Consider the following 25,092-nt stretch of genomic DNA (forward strand, 5'->3'; position numbering starts at 1 on the left):
CGCACCGGGCGGGAAGGCGCGTCCGTCCATTCTTCATCATCGCCCTTTCATCATCGTCACGGGAGTTCGCAGTGGGTGAGCACGTCCTGGTCGCGCCGGACAAGTTCAAGGGGTCGCTGACCGCCGCCGAGGTGGCCGGGCACGTCGCCGCCGGGCTGGGGGTGCGGGCCGTCGAGCTGCCGGTCGCCGACGGCGGCGACGGCACCGTGGACGCGGTGGTCGCCTGCGGCTTCGAGCGGATCGGCGTCGAGGTGGCCGGGCCGCTGGGCGAGCCGGTCCCGGCCGCCTACGCCAGACGCGGCGACACCGCGGTCATCGAGCTGGCCGAGGCCTCCGGGCTGCGCCGGCTGACCGGCGAGCTCGCGCCGCTGACCGCGAGCAGCCACGGCACGGGCGAGCTGATCGCGCACGCGCTGCGCTCCGGCGCCCGGCGGATCGTCCTCGGCCTGGGCGGCAGCGCCTCCACCGACGGCGGGGCCGGGATGGTCACCGCGCTCGGCGCCCGCCTGCTCGACGCCGACGGCCGGGAGCTGGCGCCGGGCGGCGCGGCCCTGCGCGAGCTGGCCCGCATCGACCTGTCGGGCTTCGCCGACCTGTCCGGCGTCGAGGTGGTCGTCGCCAGCGACGTGGACAACCCGCTGCTCGGCCCGCACGGCGCCGCGGCGGTCTACGGCCCGCAGAAGGGCGCCGGGCCCGGCGAGGTCCGGCTCCTCGACGCCGCGCTCGCCCGCCTGGCCGCCGTCGCCACTCACACCCACGGCCTGGTCGGCGCGGTCGAGCACGACGGCACCCCGCGCCCGATGGGCGTCGCGGGCGCACCGGGCGCGGGCGCGGCCGGGGGAGTGGGCTTCGCCGCCCTGGCCTTCCTCGGCGCGGAGATCCGGCCCGGCATCGACTTCCTGCTCGACCTGCTCGGCTTCGGCGAGCACCTGCGGGACGCCCGGCTGGTGATCACCGGCGAGGGCTCGCTGGACGAGCAGTCGCTGCGCGGCAAGGCCCCGGTGGGCGTCGCCCAGGCCGCCACCAAGGCCGGCGTGCCGGTGGTCGCGGTCTGCGGCCGGCGCTCGCTCGACGACGCCGACCTGCGCGCGGCCGGCTTCGAGGCCGCCTACGCGCTCACCGACCTGGAGCCCGACCCCGCCCGCTGCATGGCCGGGGCGGGACCCCTGCTGGAGCGGCTCGCCGCCCGGATCGCGGAGGCGCATCTGGCATGAACGACCTGGTCATCCGCTCGACGCGGGTCATCACCCCGTCAGGGGAGCGGGCGGCGGCGGTAGCCGTACGGGACGGGAAGATCGTGACCGTCGCCGCGCACGACGCCGCCCTGGAGGCGGCCGAGCAGCTCGACCTGGGCGCCGTGGCGCTGCTGCCCGGCCTGGTCGACACGCACGTGCACGTCAACGAGCCGGGCCGCACCCACTGGGAGGGCTTCGCCTCGGCCACCCGCGCGGCCGCCGCGGGCGGCGTCACCACGATCGTCGACATGCCGCTCAACTCCGTCCCGCCGACCGTCACCGCCGCCGCCCTGGCGGTCAAGCGCGCCGCCGCCGACGGGCAGTGCGCGGTGGACGTGGGCTTCTGGGGCGGCGTCGTGCCCGGCAACCTCGACGACCTGGAGGACCTGCACCGGGCCGGCGTCTTCGGCTTCAAGTGCTTCCTGTCGCCCTCCGGCGTCGAGGAGTTCCCCCACCTGACCCTCCCCGAGGTACGGCAGGCGATGGCCCGGCTGGCGGGCTTCGGCGCCCTGCTGGTCGTGCACGCCGAGGACCCCGAGCTGCTCACCGAGCCCGCCGGCCCCGGCTACCGGGACTTCCTCGCCTCCCGCCCGGCCTCGGCCGAACGCCGGGCCGTCGAGCGGGTGATCGAGCTGGCCCGCGAGAGCGGCGTCCGCGCGCACATCCTGCACGTGTCGAGCGCCGACTGCCTCGAACCCCTGGCCCGCGCCCGCGCCGAGGGGCTGGCGGTCACCGCCGAGACCTGCCCGCACTACCTCACCCTGGAGGCCGAGACGGTGCCCGAGGGCGGCACCGCCTTCAAGTGCTGCCCGCCGATCCGCGAGCGCGGCAACCGCGACCGGCTCTGGGCGGGCCTGGCCGACGGCACGCTGAGCTGCGTGGTGTCCGACCACTCGCCGTCCACCGCCGACCTCAAGGTGCCCGACTTCGCCCGCGCCTGGGGCGGCATCTCCTCCCTGCAACTCGGCCTGGCCGCGATCTGGACCGAGGCCGCCGCCCGCGGCCACGGCCTGGCCGACGTGACCCGCTGGATGGCCGCCGGGCCCGCCGCGCTGGCCGGGCTGAGCGCCAAGGGCGCCATCGAGCCCGGCAAGGACGCCGACCTGGTCGCCTTCGACCCCGACGCCGCCCAGCCGGTCGACCAGCACCGCCTCCACCACAAGAACCCGGTCACCGCCTACCACGGCCGCACCCTGCGCGGCGTGGTCACCGCGACCTGGCTCCGGGGCCGCCGCCTCCGCCCCGACGGCCCCCCGCTCGGCACCCTCCTGCAGAAAGGCAGCTCCTGACGTGTCCTTCACCTCCCTGCCCGACCTGGCGCTGCGCAGCCTCGGCGGCGCCGTCGTCGCCGCCAACGACGAGTCCTTCGCCGAGAAGGAGAGCCTCATCCGGCCCGGCCGGCCCGGCTTCCGCGCCGAGACCTTCGGCAACAAGGGCCAGGTGTACGACGGCTGGGAGACCCGCCGCCGCCGCGAGCCCGGCCACGACTGGGCCGTCGTCCGGCTCGGCCTGCCCGGCGTGATCCGCGGCGTGGTCATCGACACCGCGTGGTTCAAGGGCAACTACCCGCCGCACGCCTCCGTCGAGGCCAGCGCCGACCTGGAGACCTGGGTCGAGATCGTGCCCAGGAGCGAGCTCAAGGGCGACGCGGAGCACCTGTTCGAGGTCGACGACGAGCGCCGCTACACGCACGTGCGGCTGAACATCTACCCCGACGGCGGCGTGGCCCGGCTGCGGGTGCACGGCGAGGTGCGGGCCGACCTGTCGGTGTACGACGGGCTGAGCCTCGACCTGGCCGCGCTGGCCAACGGGGGGCTGGTCACCTCGTGCTCGAACCAGTTCTACTCCTCGCCCAACAACGTCATCGCGCCCGGCCTGTCCCGGCACCAGGCCGAGGGCTGGGAGACCGCCCGCCGGCGGACCGAGGGCAACGACTGGCTGGTCATCCGGCTGGCCGGGCGCGGCGTGATCCGGCTGGCCGAGATCGACACCACCAACCTGATCCACAACGCGCCCGGCTGGGTCTCGCTCACCGGCCTCGACGGGCCGCGGGAGATCGAACTGCTGCCCAGGACGCCGCTCCAGCCCGACGCGCCGCACCGCTTCCGCCTCACCGACGCCCCGCCGGTCACCCACGTGCGGGTCGACATCTACCCCGACGGCGGCCTGGCCCGCGTCCGCCTGCACGGCCACGTCACCCCAGAAACGTGACCGCCACGCGATGGTCTTGATCGCCGCCGGGTGCCAGTCGAAGTCGTGGACCCGGCGGTGTGCACGCGCATGCCTCCACTACCCCGGTGCGGGCCGCGCGGGGTTCGCGGAGGTCAGTGCCAGAGGGTGACGGTGGCGCCGACCGGGCGCTCGGCGTCCGGCGGGATCGGGCGCTGCAGGCGGACCACGCCGGTGCCGAGCAGCCGCCGGATCTTCACCTTGAACCCCGCCGCCTCCAGCTCCTGCCGGGCCTCGCCGAGGTTCTTGCCGACCACGGTCGGGACCAGCCGCATCTCGCGGCCGTCGTCCCCGGCCTCGGAGTCCTCGCCGCCGCGCATCCACCAGTCCGGCAGGCTGAACCCGCAGTTGACCACGGTGATCTCGGCCGGCATGCCCTTGTCCACCGGCGACTTGGCCTTCGGCACCTGGGCGATGACGGTGCACGGCTCGGCCTCGTCGTCCACCTCGCGCACCTGCACGGGCAGGCCGAGCGACTCCAGGTGCGCCTTGGCGTCGTCGCGGGACATGCCGTTCACGTCCGGCATGAGCAGGCCGTCGCTGATCCGGATCTCGACCTGGGTGCCGGTCTTGACCCGCTCGCCGGCCGGCGGCCGGGACTCCAGCACCTTGCCCCGCGCGACCTGCGGGTTCTCCACCCGGCGCACCTTGCCGACCTTGAGCCCGGCCTCGGCCAGCATGACCCGCGCCTGCTCCTCGGTCATGTCGCGCAGGCCCGGCACGGTCACCAGCTTGGGCCCGAGCGAGGGCACCAGGGTGATCGTGGACGCCTCCTCCACGGAGGTGCCGGCGACCGGGTCGGTGGACAGGACCAGACCCGCGCCGACCTTCCCGTCGTGCCGGCCCTCGGCCAGCTTGACCTTGAAACCGCGCGAGACGATCGCCCGCTGCGCCGCCTCGACCGGCCGCCCGAGCAGGTCGGGCACCTGGACGTAGGTGGGCTGCGCGAAGAACCACGCGCTCACCCCGACCGCGCCCACCATGATCACGGCCAGCGCGATCAGGAACCAGCCCGCGCCCTTGCGCTTGGCCGGGCGGGGCTCGGCGGGCACCTCGGCCCGCGGCTGGATGAGCGTGTGCGACGGGCTCAGCTGCGGCGTCGTGCCCGGCCCGCCGGGCTGCAGGTGCTGCCCGGTCGCCGGCGGTGCCGACAGCCCCACGCCGCTGCCGGGCATCGAGGCGTGGCCCATCGACCCGTTCGGCAGCGAGGCGTGCGGCATCATCCGGTGCGCCTCGACCGCCGCCACCAGCATCGCCGAGGCGTCGGCGTAGCGGGAGGCGGGCTCGTGCCCGGTGGCCTGGCCGATCAGCGCGTCGATCAGCGGCGTGCCGGTGGGCGGCACCGTCTCGTGCACGTGCTTGTAGGCGACCGCCATCGGGGTCTGCCCCTCGTACGGCTGCCGCCCCGTGATCAGCTCGAAGAGCATGATCCCCGACGCGTAGACGTCGCTGCGCACGTCCGCCCCGCCGGTCGTCACCTGCTCCGGCGACATGTAGCCGATGGTGCCGATCATCATCCCGGTGCGCGTCTGGTTGGTCGCCTCGATCGCGCGGGCCAGCCCGAAGTCCACCACCTTGACCCGGCCGTCGTCGGTCAGGAGCACGTTCTCCGGCTTGACGTCACGGTGCACCATGCCCGCCTGATGCGCCGAGCCGAGCGCGGCCAGCACCGGGATCATCAGCTCCAGCGCCTCGCGCGGCGCCAGCCGGCCCCGCTCGCGCAGGATGTCGCGCAACGTCTTGCCCGGCACGTACTCCATCGACAGGTACACCACGTCGCCGTCGGTGCCCTGGTCGAAGACGTGCACGATGTTCGGGTGCGACAGGCTCGCCACCGACTTGGCCTCGCCGATGAACCGGCGCACGAAGGCCGGGTCCTCGGCCAGCGAGCGGTGCATCACCTTGAGCGCGACCGTGCGGTCGAGCCGGACGTCCAGCGCCAGGTAGACGCTGGCCATGCCGCCACGGGCGATCCGGGACTCGACGCGGTAGCGCCCGTCGAGTAGCCGCCCGACGAGGGGGTCCGCAGTCGTCGTGTCCACACGCCGAGTTTACGGGCGATTTGCCACCGCGAGGGTTTGACCGCCCGAAACCGATGCTGGATTGACTCTCACGGGGTTAGCGGGGACGAGGCGTGGGCATGGTGCCGCCTCGGGATGCGCCCGGCCAGCCGCGCCTGCCGCCCGGCCTGGACCGCCGCGCGCATGGCCGAGGCCATCAGCTCCGGCCGCTGCGCCCGGGTGACCGCGGTGGCCAGCAGGACGGCGTCGCAGCCCAGTTCCATCGCCAGCGCCGCGTCGCTCGCCGTACCGATGCCCGCGTCGAGGATCACCGGCACCCCGGCCGCCTCGACGATCAGCTCGATGTTGTGCGGGTTGCGGATGCCGAGCCCGGAGCCGATCGGCGCGCCCAGCGGCATCACCGCCGCGCAGCCCGCCTGCTCCAGCCGCCGGGCCAGCGCCGGGTCGTCCCCGATGTACGGCAGGACCACGAAGCCGTCGGCGACCAGCCGCTCGGCGGCGTCGAAGGTCTCGATCGGGTCGGGCAGCAGCGTGCGCTCGTCGGCGATGACCTCCAGCTTGACCCAGTCGGTGCCCAGCGCCTCGCGCGCCAGCCGCGCGGTCAGCACGGCCTCGCCGGCGGTGAAGCAGCCCGCGGTGTTGGGCAGCACCTTGATGTCGCGCTTGCGCAGCACGTCCAGCACCGAGCCGCGGGCGGCCGGGTCGAGCCGCCGCATCGCGACCGTGGTCAGCTCCGTGCCCGAGGCGGCCAGCGCCTGGTCGAGCACCTCCAGCGACGGCGCCCCGCCGGTGCCCATGATCAGCCGGGAGCCGAACCGCTCGCCGGCGATGACCAGCTCGTCCGCCGTGAGGTCCGGCGTGCCCTCAGCCACCCTGCACCGCCGTCAGCACCTCGAGGCGGTCGCCGTCGCCGAGCGCCGTGGACTCCCACGCGCCCCGCCGTACGACCTCGTCGTTGACCGCCGCGGCGACGCCGCTGGTCTGCTCCGTCAGCGTGCGTACGGCTTGCGCCACGGTCGTGCCCTCCGGCACCTCACGCGCGGCGCCGTTGATCGTCACCTTCATCAGAACCTTCCCGGCGAGCACAACGCGGCCAGCTCGCTCTCCTCGCCCTGGATGATCGCGGCGGTGAGCGGGGCGAGCAGCACCCCGCCGCGGTGGTGCCCGGTGGCCAGGGCCAGGCCCGGCTCCGGCGCCGGGCCGATCAGGGGCAGGTTGTCGGGCGTCCCGGGCCGCAGCCCGGCCACGCACTCGACCAGCTCCAGCTCGGTGACGCCCGGCACCAGCTCGCGGGCGTCGCGCAGCAGCTCGTAGACGCCGCCCGCGGTGACGCGGGTGTCGAAGCCCAGCTCCTCCTGCGTCGCGCCGACCACCAGCTCGCCGTCGCCGCGCGGGACGAGGTAGACGGGGTTGCCGTGGACCAGGCCGCGCACGCAGCGGGTGAGCAGCGGCTCGGGGGAGCGCAGGCGCAGGATCTGGCCCTTGACCGGCCGGACCGGGACGTCGTGCAGCGCGCCGCTCCAGGACCCGGCGGCCAGCACGACCCGCTCGGCCTCCAGAACCTCGAGCCCGCCGTCGAGCCCGCCGTCGAGCCCGCCGTCGAGCCCGCCGTCGAGCCCGCCGTCGAGCCCGCCGCCGAATCCGCCGTCGAATCCGCTGCCGGGCCCGCCGTCGGATCGCGCCAGCCGTACGCCGTGGACGCGGTCGCCGGAGCGGAGGAGAGCCTCCGCGCGGGCGGCCACGAGCGGCACGGAGAGCCGGGTCAACGCGGCCAGCAGGGCGCGGGTGAGCCGGCGGGGATCGACCCAGGCGTCGCCGCCGGCCAGCAGGCCGCCGCGCACCGAGGGGGCCAGCATGGGCTCCAGCCGCCGGCACTCGCGCCCGGTCAGCCGCTCGACCGGCAGCCCTAGCCCGGCCATGAAGGCGGCCAGCTCGTCGAGCGCGGCCAGGTCGTCGGCGTTGAAGGCGACGTCGAGCGTGCCGTCGGTGCGGTAGTCGAGCAGCGCCGCCCAGTCGGGTTCGCCGAGGTCGGCGGCCAGGTCGGCGGCGAACTCCGGCCAGCGGCGCAGCGAGGCCGAGCCCAGGCGCAGCAGCGCGGTCTCGGTGTAGGCGGTCTCGCTGACCGGGGCCAGCATGCCGGCCGCGGCGTGGGAGGCCCCGGCGCCCGGAGCGGGATCGACGACGGTGACGGGACGCCCGGTGCGGGCCAGCCGCCAGGCGACGGCGAGGCCGGCGACGCCCCCGCCCACGATCACATCCATGTCCGCTCCCTTCGCCGGCATGATCCGGATCAGGTGTCTGCGGTCGAAGGCCGCCAGCCTTCCTCTCAGCCCGGTGCAGCCGGACTCCCGCGCGTCTTGCGGCTCCAGCCTACTAGGGTCGGAGCCGTGAATCATGTCGTGGTGGTCGGCGCGGGCCTGGCCGGGGTACGCAGCGTGGAGGCCCTGAGGGGCCGTGGGTACGAAGGCGGGATCACCTTGCTGGGGCAGGAGCGCCACCGGCCCTACGACCGGCCACCGCTGTCGAAGGCGGTGCTGCTCGGCGAGACGGACCGCACCTACGTGGACGTCGACCTGGAGGCGATGGAGGTGGACTTCCGCCCCGGCGTGGCCGCCAAGGGCCTGCGCGAGGGGGTGGTGGAGACCACCGAGGGCGAGCTGCCCTTCGACGGCCTGGTGATCGCCACCGGCGCCGACCCGATCCGGCTGCCCGGCGACGGGCCGCAGCACGTGCTGCGCACCATCGACGACGCCCTGCTGCTGCGGGCCACCTTCGTGGCCGGGGCGCGGGTGGTCGTCGTCGGCGCCGGCTGGATCGGCGCCGAGGTCGCGACCGCGGCCCGCCGCGCCGGATGCGCGGTGACCGTCGTCGAGGCCGGCCGGGCCCCGCTGGCGCACGCCGTCGCGCCCGAGGTGGGGGAGCGGATCATCCCCTGGTACGACGGCATCGACCTGCGGCTCGGGGCCATGGTGAGCGAGGTGGACGAGGGCGGCGTCCGGCTGACCTGCGGCGAGTTCCTGGACGCCGACGTGGTCGTGGCGGGCATCGGCGTACGGCCGGCCGTCGAATGGCTCGCCGACGCCGACATCGACCTGCACAACGGCGTGGTGACCGACGAGCACCTGCGCACCTCGATGCCCGGCGTGGTCGCGGTCGGCGACTGCGCCGCGTGGTGGTCGCGCCGCTACGGCCGCCGGCTGCGCGTGGAGCACTGGGACACCGCCCTGGGCGCCCCCGAGGTGGCCGCCGCGGCGCTGCTCGGCCAGGACGAGGTCTACGACCCGGTCCCGTACTTCTGGTCGGAGCAGTTCGGGCACATGGTCCAGTTCGCCGGCGACCCGCAGGAGGCGCGGCTGCTCTACCGCGGCGAAGGCGAGCCGAAATGGACCGCGTGCTGGCTGACCAGCGATGATCGCCTCGCCGCGATTCTCACCGTCGACCGGCCGCGCGACCTCGTCCAGGGCCGCCGGATCATCGAAGCGGGACAGCATCTTGACGCGGCGCTGCTGGCGGATTCACAGGTCCCCCTACGAGACTGTGTAGTTTGAGCAAGGACGGCGTGTGGTAGTTGTGGTGTCGTGACGCTCTCTGTTGCACAGATCGACCGGGACACCGAGCAGCTCGTTGACGAGTGGCTCACGCTCCCCGAAGTGGCCAAGCGGCTCGACCTTTCGATCGGCCGCGCCAAGCAGCTCCTCAAGGACCACAAGCTCCTCGGCGTGCGCCGGGGCAGCGGCGGTCCGCAGGTGCCCGCCGTCTTCCTCGACGGCGGCGAAGTGATGAAGGGACTGCCCGGCACGCTCACCGTGCTCCTCGACTCGGGATACGACGACGTCGAGGCTCTGCGCTGGTTGTTCACCCCCGACGACTCGCTCCCCGGCTCGCCCATCGAGGCGATCAGGGCCGGTCGTCACACCGAGGTCAAGCGACGTGCCCAGGCCCTCGCTTTCTGACGCTCGGCTCTACCTCTGCACCGACGGCCGCCGCGACCGCGGTGACCTCGCCGACTTCCTCGACGCCGTGCTCGCCGGCGGCGTCGACATCGTGCAACTCCGGGAAAAAGGCCTGGAAGCACGCGAGGAGCTCGCGCTCCTGGAGGTCTTCCGCGAGGCCTGCGACCGGCACGGCAGGCTCCTGGCGGTGAACGACCGGGCGGACATCGCGTACGCGGCCCGTCCCGACGTGCTCCACCTGGGCCAGGACGACCTGCCCGTGCCCGTCGCGCGCGAGCTGCTCGGCGACGACATCCTCATCGGCCGCTCCACGCACTCCACCGCGGAGGCGTCGGCGGCGGCCGCCGAGGAGGGGGTCGACTACTACTGCTGCGGGCCGATCTGGCCCACACCCACCAAACCCGGACGCCACGCGCCCGGCCCGGAGCTGCTGAGACACGCCGCCGGGCTCGGCGCCGCCCGCCCGTGGTTCGGCATCGGCGGCATCGACCTGGACAACCTCGACGAGGTCCTCTCGTACGGCGTGCGCCGCGTGGTGGTGGTCCGGGCGATCACCGAGGCGGAGGACCCGGGCGCGGCCGCGGCGGAGTTCGCCAAGCGGCTGGCCGCTGCCACCTGACCGACCATCCCTCGTGCCCGGGCCGCAAAGCCCGGGCACGGCTCTTTCCCGCCCGCTTGCCCCGCCCTCGGGCTCAGGTCTTGCGGGAGGCGGCGCGACTTGTCCTGCCCGCGGGCTCAGGTCTTGCGGGAGGTGGCCGCGACCGCCAGTTCGGCCAGCGCCGCCTTGGCCTCGCCGGTGACCGGCGCCTTGTCCAGCACCGCCAGCGACTCCTCCAGGTAGGACCCGATGAGGTCCTCGCACTCCTGCAACGCTCCAGTGTCCTCGATGATCGAGCGGAGCGCCGCGACCCCCGCGGCGTCGAGCTCCGGGTCGCCGAGCAGCCGCCGGATCGTCGCCGCCTCCGCGGCAGAAGCCGCCGCCAGCGCCTTGGCCACCAGCATCGTCCGCTTGCCCTCCCGCAGGTCGTCACCGGCCGGCTTGCCGGTCTCGGCCGGGTCGCCGAAGACGCCGAGGATGTCGTCGCGGAGCTGGAAGGCGATGCCAACCCGGGTGCCGTAGCCGACGCACAGCTCGTCGATCCAGGGCGCGCCGCCGGCGTTGCCCAGCGTCAGGCCGAGCCGCAGCGGCTGCTCCACCGAGTACTTGCCGCTCTTGTAGAGCGCGACGCGCAGCGCGGAGTCGAAGGTGTTCTCGCCGTGCGCCTGCTCCAGCAGGTCGAGGTACTGGCCGCACATCAGCTCGGTGCGCATGTGGTCGTGCACCGGCTGCGCGGCGGCCAGCGCCTCGGGCGGCAGGCCGCTGGTGCGCCACATCTCGCCCGACCAGATGAGCAGCAGGTTGCCCAGCAGGATCGCCGCGCCCTCGCCGAACTGCGCGGCTGAGCCGTACCAGCCGGACCGCTCGTGCAGGGCCTGGAAGCGGCGGTGCGCCGAGGGCATGCCCCGGCGCAGGTCGCTGGAGTCCATCACGTCGTCGTGGACGAGCGCGCTGGCCTGCAGCAGCTCCAGCGAGGCGGCGGCGGCGACGATGGCCGGCGTCTCCGGCCGGCCGGTCGCGCGCCAGCCCCAGTAGCAGAAGGCCGGGCGCAGGCGCTTGCCACCGGCCAGCAGCTCACGCGCCGCCGCGAGCAGCGGAGCGAGCTCGGGGCCACTGACGATCGCCCGCTGCCGGTCGGCGAACTCGGTCAGCGAGCTCTCGACCGCGCTGCGGAGGAAGTCCATGGTCATGCCCTTGAGCGTAATGGCTGCCCGGCGTGCCACCCGCTGTCCATCGGGTGTCGGTACCCTTGTCCCATGGCACTGGGTCGCCCCTCCACTCTCCCCGACCGCGTCCCGACCGTGCGCGAGCTCCTCGCCACCGGCCGGCAGACGTTCTCCTTCGAGTTCTTCCCGCCGAAGAACGCCGAGGGGGAGCGGCAGCTCTGGCGGGCCATCCGGGAGCTGGAGGCGCTGCGGCCGACCTTCGTCTCGGTGACGTACGGCGCGGGCGGCTCCACCCGTGACCGCACGGTCGACATCGTCGAGCGGGTGGCCCACGAGACCACGCTGACCCCGGTAGCGCACTTCACCGCGGTCAACCACTCCATCCGCGAGCTGCGCCATCTTGTCGGGCGCTTCGCCGACGCGGGGGTGCGCAACATCCTCGCGGTGCGGGGCGACCCTCCCGGCGACCCGGGCGCGGAGTGGGTCCAGCACCCCGAGGGGGTGCTGTACGCCGAGGAGCTCGTACGGCTCATCCGGCAGTCGGGCGACTTCTGCGTGGGCGTGGCGGCCTTCCCGTACAAGCATCCGCGCTCGCCGTCCATCGAGGCCGACACCGAGTACTTCGTGCGCAAGTGCCGGGCGGGCGCCGACTACGCGATCACGCAGATGTTCTTCCGCGCCGACGACTACCTCCGGCTGCGCGACCGCGTCGCCGCCCAGGGCTGCGAGACGCCGATCATCCCGTGCATCATGCCGGTGACCCAGTTCAGCACCATCGCCCGCTCCGAGCAGCTGTCGGGCGCGCCGTTCCCCGCCGAGGTGGCCGAGCGCTTCGAGCGGGTCAAGGACGACCCGGCGGCGGTGCGCGCGCTCGGCATCGACCACGGCGCCGAGCTGTGTGAGCGGCTGCTGGCCGAGGGGGCGCCGGGCATCCACTTCATCACCTTCAACCGCTCCAGCGCGACCGCCGAGGTCTTCCAGCGGATCCAGCCCGCCGTCGCCGCGGCCCCGGCCTGACCGGCCTGCTTCAGCCTTCGTTCAGGGTGCTGATCAGGGGGAGCCGTGCGCCCGCGATGGCGTACAACTCCCAGCCGCCCGGGAAGACGAAGCCGGACAGCAGGTCGTCGAAGCCGAGATCGCGGTAGAGGCGGCGGGCGATCGTGGGCTGGTCGTGGGTGGACAGCACGACCGAGCGCTCGCGCCGCCCCTCGCACAGCCGGGTGAGCAGCGCCCGGCCCACGCCCTTGCCCTGCCAGTCGGGATGCACGTGGATCTCGGCGAGCTCGAAGGCGTCGCCCAGCCAGGCGTCCGCCACGAGCTCGCCACGGTCGTCGCTGAGCGCCCGGTAGACCACGTCGTGCCACCACTGCCCGGACGCGCCGTGGAAGCCGTAGGCGAAGCCCACGCACGTGCCGTGCAGCTCGGCCAGGAGCCCGCGGAAGGCCGGGTAGGCGGTGTGGCTGCGCATGATCGCCGTGCGCCCCGGGAGCTGCTCGCCGGGCGGGCGCATCGCCGCGGCGTAGACGCCCACCACCTCGTCGAGGCGGCGGGCGAACTCCGCCGGGCCGGCGTCGCGCAGCTCGATCATTCGACGTCCGCGGCGGTCCCGCCGGTGATGCGCAGCAGTTCCTCGTAGGTGGTCGGGAAGACCGTGTGCGGGTGGCCGCCCGCGGCCCACACCTGCTCGTGCTTGGCCAGCCAGGTGTCCACCAGCGTGCGCACCGGGGCGGGGTGACCGACCGGGGCCACGCCGCCGATGGGCTGGCCGGTCGCCGCCCGCACGAACTCGGGGGTGGCCCGCCGTACCTTCGCCGCCCCCGCCGTGCGCGCGATCAGCTCCACGTCCACGCGATGCGCCCCGCTGGTCAGGACCAGCAGCGGGGCGCCGTCGGCGTCGAAGATCAGGCTGTTGGCGATCGCGCCGACCTCGCACCCGAGCTGGGCGGCGGCGGCCGCCGCGGTGGGCGCGGACTCGGGCAGGACGACGATCTCGCCGCCCGCGCCGAGCTCACGGAGCGCCTCGGCCACGCGGACGGTGGTGGGATGCAACTTTTCCGGCATGCGGCCACTCTAAACAGCTTGACTGGCGAATTACTCCGACATGGTGGTGCGCTAGTGTCACTTGATTCGATTGTTAATGACATATGGGGGTGATGGGAGTGGGCCAACGGCAGCGGGGTTTGGCTGTCGCACTCCTGGCGGCAGGAGCCGTTCTTCTCGCGGGCGGCGGCCAGGCCGCGTCCGCCGCGGTCCAGCAGGTCCCCACGACCGTCGCGGGGGCGACGGCGGGCCCTGTGACGGCTGCGGGCTCCGTGGTGGATCCGGTGGTGGCGCCGCGCAAGACGCTCAAGCTGGGCGCGAAGGGCACGGCGGTGAAGTGGCTGCAGAGCCGCCTGGCCGGGCTCGGTTACAAGCCGGGCAAGGCCGACGGCCGCTACGGCGGGACGACCCTGACGGCCGTCTGGGCCTTCCAGAAGGTCAACGGGATCAAGCCGACCAGCACCATCGGCGCCCGCACCTGGAAGGCGCTGGAGAACCCGAGGACGCCCAAGGTGCTCGTCCCCCGCGGCAAGCCGACCAGGGTCGAGGTCGACCTGACCAAGCAGATCATGGTCTTCTACGTGGACGGGCAGCAGAAGCTGATCTCGCACATCTCCTCCGGGAGCGGCGTGCCGTACTGCGAGACCGCGGTCTGGCAGGGCAAGTCGCAGCGGTTCTGCGGCTCGGCGCGCACGCCCACGGGTGACTACAAGACCACCTGGCGGGCCAGCGGCTGGCACCGGTCCTACCTGGGCCAGCTCTACAACCCGATCTTCTTCAACGGCGGCATCGCCTTCCACGGCGCGCTGTCGGTCCCTCTCCAGCCGGCCTCGCACGGGTGCGTGCGGCTGCCGATGAACGTCGCCGAGGTACTGCCCGGCATGCTCGGCAAGGGCGTGCCCGTGCACGTCCGGGGCCGATTCTCCCGCTAGCCCCCGTCGCCGTGAAAGGCCGTGTCCCGCACCGGGGACGCGGCCTTTTCGCTGCGCCTTCCCGGGATCCGGCGCGCTGGGCCCTGTCGCGAACTCGACCGATTGATCGAACCCGTGTTCGGCGATCCGGTTGACACCAGCAGTGATCGAAATTATGTTCGATGTAGCGATGTGAGGCTCGCGGCTCGCATCGAAGAGCCTGGTCGTGGTCGTCGTCCTCCCGGACGGCGGCCACGGCCGGGCTCGCCCGGGCGAAGGGCACGTCCTCGTCGTCGGCGGAGACGAGCTGGGCGTGTCCCGGCCGGACGGGGAGAGGGGAAGCTCCTCGTCCGGCCGCCCGGCGGAAATGTCGGTGGGGTCTGGCAGTGTTGACCTCACCGGTGGGAACGCCGGGAGCCGCCATGACCCCAAGGAGGCTGGCAGAGATGACCCCGCGACGAAACGACGCGCACGGGCCCCGGCTGTCGACCGCGGTCCGGGCTCACCTCAACGACTCACGTTCCTGCCTGGCGGAGGCGGCCACCGCCCGCACCCCGGCAGCCCGCTACGTGGCGGCGCACATGGCCGCCCTCCGGGCCGCCGCCGCCATCCTGGCCGCGCACCCCCGTCCCACCGAGGGCCGCCGTCGCCGGCTGCGCAGTGCCTGGGAACTCCTTCCCGAGGCCGAACCGCAGCTCGCCGACTGGGCCCCCTTCTTCACCGCCAGCGCCGCCAAGCGCGCCTCGGCGGAGGCCGGCGTGGTGCGCAACATCACCACCGCCGACGCCGACGAACTGCTCGCCGAGGCCGAGACCTTCGTCTCCAGAGTGGAGGCGATCCTGGGCGTCCCCGCCCAGCCCCTTCTACCCCTCGACGTGCCCTTGGCCGGCTGAAGAGCAGCGTCCCCGGACGGCCACTGACGACCTTTGACGACCCCTTGGCCCCCTGACGACCTGTAGCGGGCTCCGGCGTGCAGGCCGAGCCTGGAGCGGGCTCCGGCGTCCAGCCTGAGCCTGGAGCGGGCTCCCGCGTCCAGCCTGAGTCTGGAGCGGGCTCCGGCGTCCAGCCCGGGCCCTCAGCCCACCCCGGTGCCGCCGTGCGCCCACGCCCCGCTCTGGCCTCCGCCCAGGTGGTACGGTCCGACCCTGGTCTCGCGTTCCCCGGCGAGGCGGCCTGGGTGTCGGTGGTGTTCACCTTGCGTGATGGGTCCCCACGGCCTGCCCGACTGTGCGCTCCGCCGGAAGGTGTCCACGCGGACGTTTGCGCCGGAGGGGGTGGCTGGCCGAGCGATGCCGGTACGCCGGCACCTTCGCCCGGTGTCAGGGGGTGACGAGGAGGAGCAGGCCGCCGTAGCCGGGGCGGTTCCAGGGGAGGTCGCCGAGGTCGGGCGGACCCCACAGCATCACGCCGAAGATGGGCAGGGCGGCCAGGGCCAGGGTGGCGCACAGGAGGGTGGCGGGTTTTCGCATGGTCCCAGGGTCACCTGGTGATCTTGGGAACCGGTTGCGGGCAGCTTGGGGGCCGGAGAGGCGGGACTGCGGCGCGGCCTGGAGCCGGCGAGGCGAGGCGAGGCGACAAGAGGGCAAGGAGGGCGGGGCGGGGCGACAAAGAGGGCGGGGATGGCGGCAAGAGGGGGGATGGCGGCAAGGAGGGCGGGCGGGGCGTCAAGGGTACGGGGCGGGGCGTCCAAGAGGGCGAAGTTGGGCGACAAAAGAGGCCGTGTCCGGAAAAATGGGACACGGCCTCGGTCAAGCGAAGTGGGGTCAGAAGGACTCGACCGCGCGGCGGGCCTCGGCGTCCAGGACGCCCCAGCTGATGAGCTCCTCGGTCAGCTCACTGGGCGACTTGTCGTAGATGACCGCCAGGGACCGAAGGTCCTCCTGCCGGATGCTGAGCACCTTGCCGTTGTAGTCACCCCGCTGCGACTGGATGGTGGCCGCGTAGCGGGCAAGGGCGCCGGCCTTCTCCTTGGGGAGCTGGGCCAGGCGCTCAAGGTCGATCACAAGCTTCGGCGTCGGGCCGAGCGGGCTGGGCGCGGCACCGCCGGGCAGCAACTCGGAGACGGGCACCCCGTAGAAGTCGGCAAGCTCGGCCAGCTTCTGGACGGTGACGGCTCGGTCACCGCGCTCGTAAGAGCCGACGACCACGGCCTTCCAGCGGCCACGCGACTTCTCTTCGACTCCGTGCAGGGACAGGCCCTGCTGGGTGCGGATGGCGCGGAGTCGAGCACCCAGCATCTTTGCGTACTCAGACGGCATCGTGTGGCCCCCCGGCTTCTCTTATGACGTGCTCTCAGTAAATTGTCCTCCCTCGCGGCATATGCCCGAGCCACCGGGGGGTGGTGCCCCTAGGGGCACCATCGGTAGCCATGAGCCTGGTTGACCCAGATCGGCCGCGAGGTGTGGTTACGCACAGTGACGGTAAAGGTCCCGTCGCCGAAGGTCAAGCTGATTGGAAAAAAGATGCCGAATCCGGTCCGGCGGGATGTGCCACAAATGTCACATGAGCACCTTCAGCACCACTACGTCGTCATTGTTTGCCAGGTTGCCTAGTGAGGATCATCACAGGACGCTGAGCCGCCTTGATGATCTTGAGTGAGGTGTCCCCGAGGAAGACCCGGCGCAGCGGCCCGCTGTCGCTGGACGCGCAGATGATCATCTCGCCGTCGACCCAGGCGACCGAGTCGATGGCCTCCTTCACCGTGCGTCCCTCGGCCATCTCCACCTCGACCTCGATCCGCCGGCGCTGCCCGCGGGCGGCGGAGCGCAGGTCGCTGTCGGCCTGGTCGCGCAGCCGCTCGACCATGGCGGTCTCCAGCTCCGCGTTGCCGCCGCGGATCAGCCCGCCCTGGATGAGCAGCGTGACCAGCCGCATCGAGACGCCGAGCTGGGCGGCGGCCTTGGCGGCCAGCCGGGTGGCCTCGTCACAGCCTGGCCCGCGCCGGTAGGCGACGGTGAGCCGCTCGAAGGCGGCCGGCGCCGTCTCGCCCCAGCCCCTGGGCGCCAGGAGCACGGGCACCGAGGAGGCGTGCAGGAGCTGGTCGGCGGTGCTGCCGAGGGCGATGCGGCCCTTGGTGCCGTGCGGCGCGGACCCGATGACGACCAGGTCTGCGCCCTGCCGCCGGGCCAGGTCCACCAGGCCGCGCCCGCTGCCCTTGTTGTGGTGGACCACGTAGGAGGCGTCCGGCCCGGCGATCTCCCGTGCCTCGGAGAGGGAGTCCTCGGCCTGCTCGCGCAGGTAGGCGCGCCACGCCCCCTCGTCGGCCCGCCCGGGCCCCGGCGTCGGCCAGGGCGGCGGCTGGATGGTGGCCACCGTCAGCTCGGCCCCGGACTGCCTGGCCAGCAGTACGGCCAGCAGCAGCCCGTCCCGCCCGCGCGCCTCCGGAATGAACCCGGTCAGAATCTTCTTGATCTTCATGAGGCCAACCTCGAGTGGCGATAGCCGTACGCGGCATAGGCGATGAGGCCCACGATCATCCAGATCAGGAAGGCCACCCACGTGACACCGGCCAGCCCGGCCATGACCAGCACGCAGAAGAGCACGCCCAGGATCGGGGTGATCGGGAACAACGGCGTCCGGAAGGAGCGGGGCAGGTCCGGGCGGGTGTAGCGGAGCACGAGCACGCCCACGTTGACGATGGCGAAGGCGAACAGGGTGCCGATGCTGGTGGCCTCGGCGAGCTGGCCGAGCGGGATGAGCCCGGCCAGGACGGCGATGAAGGCCGTCACGATGAGCGTGTTGGCCACCGGCACCTGGCGGCGCGGGTTGACCTTCTGGAAGACGCGCGGGATGAGCCCGTCGCGCGACATCGCGAACAGGATGCGGGTCTGGCCGTACATGACGGTCAGGACGACGCTGGCGATGGCGATGACCGCGCCGAAGGAGACGATCAGGCCGGGCCAGGTGGCGCCGGTGGCCAGGTCCACGATGAGCGCGAGGCTGGCCTCGGTGGTGTCGGGGTCGAAGTCCTGCCACGGCATGGCGCCGATGGCGGCGATGGCGACCAGGACGTAGATGACCGTGACCACCAGCAGCGACAGGATGATCGCCAGCGGCAGGTCGCGCTTGGGGTTCTTGGCCTCCTCGCCGGCGGTCGAGGCGGCGTCGAAGCCGATGTAGGAGAAGAACACCTGGGAGGCGGCGGCGGTGATGCCGGCGATGCCCATGGGCGCGAAGGGCGCGAAGTTCTTCGTCTGGAAGGCGGTGAAGGCGACGATGACGAAGAACGCCAGCACCGCGACCTTGATGAGCACGAAGACCGCGTTGGCGGTGGCCGACTCCGAGGAGCCGCCGAGCAGCAGCCAGCAGGCCAGCACCACGATCAGGATGGCGGTCACGTTGACCACGCCGCCCTGGTCGCCGGGGGAGTGGGTGACGGCGGCCGGCAGCTCCCAGCCGAACAGTCCCTTGAGGAAGGTGTTGAGGTACTCGCCCCAGCCGACGGCGACCGCCGCGACCGAGACGGCGTACTCCAGCATGAGGCACCACCCGCAGATCCAGGCGACCAGCTCGCCCAGGGTGGCGTAGGCGTAGGAGTAGGAGGAGCCGGAGACCGGGATGGTCCCAGCCAGCTCGGCGTAGCTGAGCGCCGAGAACAGGGCGGTCACCGCGGCCAGGACGAAGGCGAGCACCACGGCGGGTCCCGCCTTCGGCACGGCCTGGCCGAGGATGACGAAGATGCCGGTCCCGAGGGTGGCGCCGACGCTGAAGAGCGTGAGCTGCCAGAGCCCCATGGTCCGGCGCAGCTCGCCGCCCTCGCCCCGGCCGGCCTCGGCCACGATCTCGTCGGTGGGTTTGGTGCGGAGCAACCGCTGCACCACGGTCATCCGGTCCCCCTCGGGCTACAGGGTGCTGGCCAGCGGCCAGGTGGCGTTGGGCGTGACGATCGTGCCTGCGGTGCCGGCGAGGATCTCCACGGCCTGGTCGAGCTTCCCGATGGCGGCCATGTCGCCGGTCGTCTCCACGAACCGGCACACAGCATCCACTTTGGGCCCCATGGACCCGGCTGGGAAGTCGATGGACCGCAGCTCGTGCGGCGTGGTGTGGGCGATCTCGGTCTGCTGCGGGGTGCCGAAGTCCTTCATCACCCGGGGCACGTCGGTCAGGATGAGGAAGGCGTCGCATTCGAGCGCCTCGGCCAGCAGGGCGGCGGTGAGGTCCTTGTCGATGACCGCCTCGACGCCGCGCAGCCGGCCGTCCTCGTCGCGGATGACCGGGATGCCGCCGCCGCCGGCGGCCACGACGGTGACGCCGTCGCGCATCGCCTTGCGGATCAGCCGGGTCTCCACCACGCGTTGCGGCATGGGGGAGGGCACCACCCGGCGCCAGTACTGGCCGTCCGGCCGTACCGTCCAGCCGTTCTCCCTGGCCAGCTTCTCGGCCTCGGCCTGGCTGTAGACCTGGCCGACGAACTTGGTCGGGTTCTCGAAGGCCGGGTCGGTGACCGAGACCAGCGTCTGGGTGACCATGGACAGCACCTGGCGGCCGGGCAGGGCGTTCTGCAGGGCCTGCAGCAGCCAGTAGCCGATCATGCCCTGCGTCTCGGCGCCGAGCGTGTCGAACGGGTAGGACTTGGTCAGGTTCGGGTCGCCGGCGCTCTCCACGGCCAGGACGCCGACCTGCGGGCCGTTCCCGTGGGTGATGATCAGCTCGTGCTGGGCGGCCACCCGGGCGAGCGTCTTGACCGCGGTGCGCACGTTCTCGATCTGGTTCTCTGCGTCCGGCCTCTCGCCGCGTTGCAGCAGGGCGTTGCCCCCGAGGGCGACGATGACGCGCATCAGTCCCCCAGGGTGGCGACCATGATCGCCTTGATGGTGTGCATGCGGTTCTCGGCCTCGGCGAAGACGATCGAGCGCGGCGACTCGAAGACGCTCTCGGTGACTTCGAGGGCGTCCATGCCGGTCTTCTCGAAGATGTCCTCGCCGACCTTGGTCTCGCGGTTGTGGAAGGCCGGCAGGCAGTGCATGAACAGCACGTCCGGGTTGCCGGTGGCCTTCACCACCTTGTCGTTGACCTGGTACGGCTTGAGCAGCTTGATGCGCTCGTCCCAGACCTCCTTGGGCTCGCCCATGGAGACCCAGACGTCGGTGTAGAGGTAGTCGACGCCCTTGACGCCCTTGGCCACGTCGTCGGTGACGGTGATGCGGGCGCCGGTCCGCTTGGCCAGGTCCTTGGCGGGCTTGACGACCATCTTGGCGTCCGGCTGCAGCGTCTTGGGCGCCACCAGCCGCACGTCCATGCCGAACATGGCGCCGGTGACCAGCAGCGAGTTGCCCATGTTGTTTCGGGCGTCGCCGAGGTAGGCGAAGGAGATCTCGTGCAGCGGCTTGTCGCTGTGCTCCTCCATGGTCAGCATGTCGGCGAGCATCTGGGTCGGGTGCCACTCGTCGGTCAGGCCGTTCCAGACCGGGACGCCGGCGTAGCGGGCCAGCTCCTCGACGTTGGACTGGGCGCTGCCGCGGTACTCGATGGCGTCGAACATCCGGCCCAGCACGCGGGCGGTGTCCTTGACCGACTCCTTGTGGTTCATCTGGGAGCCGGACGGGTCGAGGTAGGTGACGTGCGCGCCCTGGTCGTGCGCGGCGACCTCGAAGGCGCAGCGGGTGCGGGTGGAGGTCTTCTCGAAGATGAGCGCGATGTTCTTGCCCTTGAGCCGCGGCTGCTCGGTGCCGGCGTACTTGGCCGCCTTGAGGTCGGCCGAGAGCCGGAGCAGGTAGCGGAACTCCTCGGGCGTGAAGTCGAGCTCCTTGAGGAAGCTGCGGTTGCGCAGGTTGAATGCCATGGACGGTCCCCCGGGTCCTCTGGAAGTCAGATGCCGTCACGCTCGAGCGGGCAGCTCATGCAGCGGGGTCCGCCGCGGCCGCGGCCGAGCTCGCTGCCGCGGATCTCGATGACCTCGACGCCGTTCTTGCGCAGGAAGTTGTTGGTGGTGGTGTTGCGCTCGTAGGCGACCACCACGCCCGGCTCCAGGGCCAGCACGTTGCAGCCGTCGTCCCACTGCTCGCGCTCGGCGGCGAAGACGTCCTGGGTGGCGGTGAGGATCTTGATGTCGTCCAGGTCGAGCGCCCGGGCGATGGCCTTGTTCATGTCCTCGGCCGGATGGTCGGTGATCTTGAGTTCCTTGTCGTTGTCACCGGGCTCGATGGTGAAGGACGGGAGCTGGTCCAGGCCGGCGTACTTGGTGAAGACGCCGACGTCGACCATGGTCATCACGGTGTCGAGGTGCATGAAGGCGCGCTTCTTCGGCATGTTCAGCGCCACGATCTTCTTGGCGGCGCCCTTGGCGAAGAGGTTCTTGGCGAGCATCTCGACCGCCTGCGGCTGGGTGCGCTCGCTCATCCCGATCAGTACGGCGCCGCGGCCGATGACCAGCACGTCGCCGCCCTCGATGGTGGCCGGCGCGGCGGCCTGGCCGGGCATCCAGACGTTGAAGCCGCCCGACTCCGGCTTGCCGTACCCCTCGGCGAACAGCGGGTGCCAGCGGTAGATGGCCTCCAGGTTCACCGTCTCCCGCATGCGGGCCTTCTTCTTCATGGCGTTGATGGAGACGCCGTTGTAGACCCAGCACGAGGTGTCGCGGGTGAACAGGTGGTTGGGCAGCGGCGGGAGGATGAAGTCCTCCTCGTCCAGGGTGTGGAAGGCGACCGACTTGGGGTCGACGCCGCGTTCCTGCAACTCCAGCTTGGTGATGCCGCCGGTCAGGAAGGGCTGCAGGTCGGCGGCGGGCATCGCGTCGAGCAGGTTGCGGATGGCGTCGGTGGCCAGCGGCCCGAGCCAGCGCTCGTCGATGATGCCCTCGAGGATGTGCTTGCGGGCCTCGGGCAGGTCGATGACCTCGCGCAGCAGGTCGGCCAGGAGGTAGACGGTGACGCCGCGGTCGCGCAGCACCTGCTGCCACTCCTCGTGCTCCTCCAGGGCCCGCTGGACCCACAGCACGTCGTCGAAGAGCAGGTCGGCGGCGTTGGTCGGGGTCAGGCGCTTGAGGGCCAGCTCCGGCTTGTGCACCAGGACCTGGTAGAGCTTGCCAACCTCGGAATCGACATGAAAGGTCATCTTCTATCCCTGTGCAGGAGTGGTTTCGCGCGGGCCGTACTCGCCCCGCTTGGACTTGACCCAGATGTAGACCGGGATGCCGACGAGCAGCATGAGGAAGCCGATGAAGATCGCTTCCTGGCCGGCGCCGTAGGTCATCCAGAAGGCGAACAGGATGGCCACCAGCGAGACGGCGAGGTCGCGGGTCAGGCGCGCGCCCTCGACCCGCCGGCCGCGGGTGACGAGCCAGAACAGCTGGGCGCAGGCCGAGAAGAAGTACGGGATGACGGTGGTGAAGGTGGCGATCAGCAGGATGAAGTTGAAGCCGTCCTCGGTGCCGAAGTAGTTGTACAGCGCCACCAGCGAGGTCAGGGCGGTGCCGAGCACGATGCCGAACCAGGGGGCGCCGCGCCGGTTCTCCTTGGCGAAGACGCGGGGGAACATGCCGTCCTTGGCCGCGGCCAGCGGCATCTCGGCGACCAGCATGGTCCAGCCGTTGATGGCGCCGATGCCGGAGATGATCGCGCAGACCGCCATGATGCCGCCGCCGATGCTGCCGCCGAACATGTTGTTGATGGCGTCGGCGAAGGGCGCGCTGGACTCGGTCAGGTCGCCGTGCGGGACGGTGCCCATGATGGCGACGGTGGAGAGCATGTACATCGCGGCGCAGATGAGCACCCCGTAGACGCTGGCCCGGCCGATGTTGCGGGTCGGGTTCCTCACCTTCTCCGCCACGATGGTGACGCTCTCGACGCCGGAGTAGATGAACAGCGCGAGCGCGCCCGCGGTGGACAGCGCGGCGATCCAGCTACCGCCGGTGGCGTTGAACGGGCCGAAGTTGGCCGACTGGACGAAGAACAGGCCGACGACGCCGACGAAGAGCAGCGGGATGAACTTCAGGATCGTGGTGACCAGCGCGAAGGCGCCGATGTTCTTGACGCCGGTGAGGTTGATCAGCGCCGGGATCCACAGGGCCACCATCGCCAGGGCGAGCTGCCCGCCGAGGGAGTTCCAGTTCAGGAAGTAGTTGACGTAGTTGACCCAGACGACGGCCATGGCGGCGTTGCCGAGCCAGGCGGTCAACCAGAAGGACCAGGCGTTCCAGAAGCCGGTGAACTCGCCGAAGGCGTCGCGGGCGTAGGCGTACGGCCCGCCGCCGGCCGGGATGCGGGCGCCGAGCTTGCCGAAGACCACGGCCAGCGCGATCGCGCCGAGCGTGACGATGGCCATCGAGACGATGCTGACGGTGCCGAAGGCGGCCAGGGAGGCGGGGAGCAGGAAGACGCCGGTGCCCACGATGTTGCCGACGACGAGGGAGATCGCCTGGGGCAGGCTCAGCTTGCCGCGTTCGGCGGCCACCTCGGCCGCTTCGTCGTCCCTGAGCCGAGCTTCCTCGGCCGCGAGACCGCCTTGCGGCGGTCGATCCCCCGTCGGTGCCGCCATGTCCGCCCCCTTGCCCGGAAACAACCGGAAATCACCGGAATCACGGGATCCCGGGAGTCCCGGAGCTCACCGGAATCCCGGAAATCACGAAAGTCGCACGCGTTTATGCATGCGACGCTCCGTGACGTGCCCGGCACTGAGGGTGCTACACGATGGTTGGTGGGGAAATTACCTGGTCACGACGTGCGGGAGGGACTCGGGGGAGCCGGCCACGATCATGGCGGCGGCGAAGACGGCGAGGCAGACCACGATCAGCGCCACCGGCCAGAGCTCGCGGCTGCTGACGATCCGCTCGGAGGTGACCTCGCCGTCGCCGTGCTCGCTGAACCGGCGGGCGAAGGCGGGGTCGTCGGCGCGGAGCTGGCCTGCGATGGCCTCGAGAACCGACTGGTCGCGCGCGGACAGCGCCATAGGAACCTCCCCCGGAATGACTTGAAGGAGGTTTTATAGGAGTTTGTCCGGTTTTAGCAAATCATGGGCCGTGCTTGAGGGCTTCGGCACCGCCGACGATCTCCGTCAGTTCCGTGGTGATCTCGGCCTGCCGGGCGGAGTTGGCCTCCCTGGTCAGCGAGGCGATGAGCTCCCGGGCGTTGTCGGTCGCCGACATCATCGCCGTGCGCCGCGCGCCCCACTCCGAGGCGGCGGCCGAGAGCATCATGAACCAGATCCGCGAGCGCACGTACTTGCGCAGCATCTCGTCCAGCACGTCCTGCGCCGACGGCTCGAAGTCGTAGGGCGCCACCGCGACCGGCGGACCGTCCCCGGTGACCTCCTCGACCTCCTCGACCTCCATCGGCAGGATCCGGTGCACCGTCGTGCGCTGTGTCAGCATGCTCACGAACTCGGTGTAGATCACGTGCACCTCGCCCACGCCGCCCTCGCGGGTCGGCCGGTCGAAGGCCTCGATGAGCAACTGCCCGATCTCGGCGGCCGTGGCGTACCCGGGCTCGCCGGACATCCCCGTCCACTGCCCGGCCAGCTCCCGGCCGCGGAAGCTGAACCACTCCACGCCCTTGCGGCCGACGACGTAGTACTCCGGCTGCTTGCCCTGCGCCAGCAGCAGCTCGGTCAGCGCCTGGCCCTGGCGGATCACCGAGTGGTTGTAGCCGCCGCAGAACCCCCGGTCGCTGGTGAGCAGCAGCACCGCCACCCGGGAGGTGTCCGGCCGCAGGTTCAGCAGCGCGTGGTCGATCGCCAGATGGTGGCTGACCAGCACCGAGACCGCCTTGGAGATCTCCCTGGAGTACGGCGCCGCGGCCTCCGCCCGGTCGCGCGCCTTGCCCACCCGGGCGGAGGCGATCAGCTCCTGGGCCCGGGTGATCTTCGCGGTCGAGCGCACGGACCTGATTCGCTGGCGGATCCGGCGTAGCTGAGCACCCACTGCGTCTCCCCGATGACGTTAGGTGATCAACGACCCTACCCCCGGCACGTCGCAGCAGGTGGCGCCTGGTACTGTGTTTTCCGT

Annotated in this window: 26 protein-coding genes and 1 riboswitch; of the genes, 9 read left to right on the forward strand and 17 right to left on the reverse strand. The window is 72.0% G+C overall.

Annotated elements, in window-relative coordinates:
- Window positions 1–71 precede the first annotated feature (71 nt).
- The 3 genes from AB0I67_RS17490 to alc are packed head-to-tail and all read left to right on the forward strand — an operon-like array spanning window position 72 to window position 3,446.
- Entirely contained in the window at window positions 72–1,214 is a 1,143-nt protein-coding gene (locus AB0I67_RS17490; protein ID WP_357924212.1) for a glycerate kinase, read from the forward strand.
- A complete protein-coding gene (allB, locus tag AB0I67_RS17495) occupies window positions 1,211–2,524 on the forward strand; it encodes an allantoinase AllB (RefSeq protein WP_357924214.1) in 1,314 nt (437 codons plus the stop codon). Before AB0I67_RS17490 ends, allB begins: the two co-directional genes overlap by 4 nt.
- Window position 2,525: 1 nt before the next feature.
- Window positions 2,526–3,446 carry an allantoicase gene (alc, locus tag AB0I67_RS17500; protein WP_357924216.1) on the forward strand — a complete coding sequence of 307 codons (921 nt, stop codon included), beginning with the start codon at window positions 2,526–2,528 and terminating at the stop codon, window positions 3,444–3,446.
- A 113-nt stretch (window positions 3,447–3,559) separates the two neighbouring features.
- Here alc and pknB read toward each other — a convergent pair whose 3' ends face one another.
- The 4 genes from pknB to AB0I67_RS17520 all read right to left on the reverse strand — a co-directional run bounded on the left by pknB (window position 3,560) and on the right by AB0I67_RS17520 (window position 7,746).
- The gene (gene pknB / locus AB0I67_RS17505) at window positions 3,560–5,506 is read right to left on the reverse strand and encodes a Stk1 family PASTA domain-containing Ser/Thr kinase (protein WP_357924218.1); all 1,947 of its coding nucleotides are present in this window, start codon (window positions 5,504–5,506) and stop codon (window positions 3,560–3,562) included.
- Between the two features lie 68 nt (window positions 5,507–5,574).
- Window positions 5,575–6,282, reverse strand: coding sequence for a thiazole synthase (locus AB0I67_RS17510; RefSeq protein ID WP_357924846.1), 708 nt, complete (start codon window positions 6,280–6,282; stop codon window positions 5,575–5,577).
- Window positions 6,283–6,349: 67 nt separating this feature from the next.
- Window positions 6,350–6,550 (reverse strand): sulfur carrier protein ThiS, encoded by a 201-nt coding sequence (gene thiS, locus AB0I67_RS17515; RefSeq protein WP_357924220.1) that lies wholly within the window; start codon window positions 6,548–6,550, stop codon window positions 6,350–6,352.
- Window positions 6,550–7,746 carry an FAD-dependent oxidoreductase gene (locus AB0I67_RS17520; RefSeq protein ID WP_357924222.1) on the reverse strand — a complete coding sequence of 399 codons (1,197 nt, stop codon included), beginning with the start codon at window positions 7,744–7,746 and terminating at the stop codon, window positions 6,550–6,552. Before AB0I67_RS17520 ends, thiS begins: the two co-directional genes overlap by 1 nt.
- Window positions 7,736–7,847: riboswitch (TPP riboswitch) on the reverse strand. It overlaps the preceding gene by 11 nt.
- Window positions 7,848–7,872: 25 nt before the next feature.
- On the opposite strand from AB0I67_RS17520, the gene AB0I67_RS17525 reads away from it, so the two are divergent.
- From AB0I67_RS17525 to thiE, 3 genes are read left to right on the forward strand one after another with little or no spacing between them, the layout of a single operon-like run.
- Entirely contained in the window at window positions 7,873–9,033 is a 1,161-nt protein-coding gene (locus AB0I67_RS17525; protein ID WP_357924224.1) for an FAD-dependent oxidoreductase, read from the forward strand.
- 30 nt (window positions 9,034–9,063) lie between these two features.
- Entirely contained in the window at window positions 9,064–9,438 is a 375-nt protein-coding gene (locus tag AB0I67_RS17530; protein WP_357924226.1) for an Rv2175c family DNA-binding protein, read from the forward strand.
- Window positions 9,416–10,057, forward strand: a complete 642-nt coding sequence (gene thiE / locus AB0I67_RS17535) for a thiamine phosphate synthase (protein ID WP_357924228.1) — start codon at window positions 9,416–9,418, stop codon at window positions 10,055–10,057. The genes AB0I67_RS17530 and thiE overlap by 23 nt, the downstream gene beginning before the upstream one ends.
- A 116-nt stretch (window positions 10,058–10,173) precedes the next feature.
- Here thiE and AB0I67_RS17540 read toward each other — a convergent pair whose 3' ends face one another.
- Window positions 10,174–11,226, reverse strand: coding sequence for a polyprenyl synthetase family protein (locus tag AB0I67_RS17540; RefSeq protein ID WP_357924230.1), 1,053 nt, complete (start codon window positions 11,224–11,226; stop codon window positions 10,174–10,176).
- Window positions 11,227–11,292: 66 nt separating this feature from the next.
- Between AB0I67_RS17540 and metF the strand changes: the two genes are divergently transcribed.
- Window positions 11,293–12,219 (forward strand): methylenetetrahydrofolate reductase [NAD(P)H], encoded by a 927-nt coding sequence (gene metF / locus AB0I67_RS17545; RefSeq protein ID WP_357924232.1) that lies wholly within the window; start codon window positions 11,293–11,295, stop codon window positions 12,217–12,219.
- A 10-nt stretch (window positions 12,220–12,229) separates the two neighbouring features.
- Here the strand turns inward: metF and AB0I67_RS17550 are convergent, their stop codons facing one another.
- Both AB0I67_RS17550 and AB0I67_RS17555 read right to left on the reverse strand, forming a co-directional pair.
- Entirely contained in the window at window positions 12,230–12,790 is a 561-nt protein-coding gene (locus AB0I67_RS17550) for a GNAT family N-acetyltransferase (protein ID WP_357924234.1), read from the reverse strand.
- A complete protein-coding gene (locus AB0I67_RS17555; protein WP_357924236.1) occupies window positions 12,787–13,263 on the reverse strand; it encodes a YbaK/EbsC family protein in 477 nt (158 codons plus the stop codon). The genes AB0I67_RS17550 and AB0I67_RS17555 overlap by 4 nt, the downstream gene beginning before the upstream one ends.
- 119 nt (window positions 13,264–13,382) lie before the next feature.
- Between AB0I67_RS17555 and AB0I67_RS17560 the strand changes: the two genes are divergently transcribed.
- A complete protein-coding gene (locus tag AB0I67_RS17560) occupies window positions 13,383–14,174 on the forward strand; it encodes a L,D-transpeptidase family protein (protein ID WP_357924238.1) in 792 nt (263 codons plus the stop codon).
- A 425-nt stretch (window positions 14,175–14,599) separates the two neighbouring features.
- A complete protein-coding gene (locus AB0I67_RS17565; protein ID WP_357924240.1) occupies window positions 14,600–15,046 on the forward strand; it encodes an SAV_6107 family HEPN domain-containing protein in 447 nt (148 codons plus the stop codon).
- Between the two features lie 426 nt (window positions 15,047–15,472).
- Here the strand turns inward: AB0I67_RS17565 and AB0I67_RS17570 are convergent, their stop codons facing one another.
- From AB0I67_RS17570 to AB0I67_RS17615, 10 genes are all read right to left on the reverse strand, one after another.
- Window positions 15,473–15,622 carry a hypothetical protein gene (locus tag AB0I67_RS17570; protein ID WP_357924242.1) on the reverse strand — a complete coding sequence of 50 codons (150 nt, stop codon included), beginning with the start codon at window positions 15,620–15,622 and terminating at the stop codon, window positions 15,473–15,475.
- Between the two features lie 294 nt (window positions 15,623–15,916).
- Window positions 15,917–16,411 (reverse strand): transcriptional regulator, encoded by a 495-nt coding sequence (locus AB0I67_RS17575; protein WP_357924244.1) that lies wholly within the window; start codon window positions 16,409–16,411, stop codon window positions 15,917–15,919.
- A 271-nt stretch (window positions 16,412–16,682) separates the two neighbouring features.
- On the reverse strand, window positions 16,683–17,570 hold the full coding sequence (locus AB0I67_RS17580) for a universal stress protein (protein ID WP_357924246.1): 888 nt from the start codon (window positions 17,568–17,570) through the stop codon (window positions 16,683–16,685).
- On the reverse strand, window positions 17,567–18,979 hold the full coding sequence (locus AB0I67_RS17585; protein WP_357924248.1) for an amino acid permease: 1,413 nt from the start codon (window positions 18,977–18,979) through the stop codon (window positions 17,567–17,569). The genes AB0I67_RS17580 and AB0I67_RS17585 overlap by 4 nt, the downstream gene beginning before the upstream one ends.
- 15 nt (window positions 18,980–18,994) lie before the next feature.
- Window positions 18,995–19,930, reverse strand: a complete 936-nt coding sequence (gene arcC, locus AB0I67_RS17590; RefSeq protein ID WP_357924249.1) for a carbamate kinase — start codon at window positions 19,928–19,930, stop codon at window positions 18,995–18,997.
- The gene (argF, locus tag AB0I67_RS17595) at window positions 19,930–20,934 is read right to left on the reverse strand and encodes an ornithine carbamoyltransferase (RefSeq protein WP_357924251.1); all 1,005 of its coding nucleotides are present in this window, start codon (window positions 20,932–20,934) and stop codon (window positions 19,930–19,932) included. Before argF ends, arcC begins: the two co-directional genes overlap by 1 nt.
- Window positions 20,935–20,960: 26 nt before the next feature.
- Window positions 20,961–22,205, reverse strand: coding sequence for an arginine deiminase (locus tag AB0I67_RS17600; protein ID WP_357924253.1), 1,245 nt, complete (start codon window positions 22,203–22,205; stop codon window positions 20,961–20,963).
- A 3-nt stretch (window positions 22,206–22,208) separates the two neighbouring features.
- Window positions 22,209–23,627, reverse strand: coding sequence for an amino acid permease (locus AB0I67_RS17605; protein ID WP_357924255.1), 1,419 nt, complete (start codon window positions 23,625–23,627; stop codon window positions 22,209–22,211).
- A gap of 168 nt (window positions 23,628–23,795) precedes the next feature.
- Entirely contained in the window at window positions 23,796–24,038 is a 243-nt protein-coding gene (locus AB0I67_RS17610; RefSeq protein WP_357924256.1) for a DUF3040 domain-containing protein, read from the reverse strand.
- A gap of 61 nt (window positions 24,039–24,099) precedes the next feature.
- Window positions 24,100–25,008: a F0F1 ATP synthase subunit gamma gene (locus AB0I67_RS17615; RefSeq protein ID WP_357924257.1), complete on the reverse strand. Its 909-nt coding sequence runs from the start codon at window positions 25,006–25,008 to the stop codon at window positions 24,100–24,102.
- Window positions 25,009–25,092: the final 84 nt, after the last annotated feature.

Origin of the sequence: Nonomuraea sp. NPDC050310, assembly GCF_040655795.1 — a bacterium.
Taxonomy (GTDB): domain Bacteria; phylum Actinomycetota; class Actinomycetes; order Streptosporangiales; family Streptosporangiaceae; genus Nonomuraea.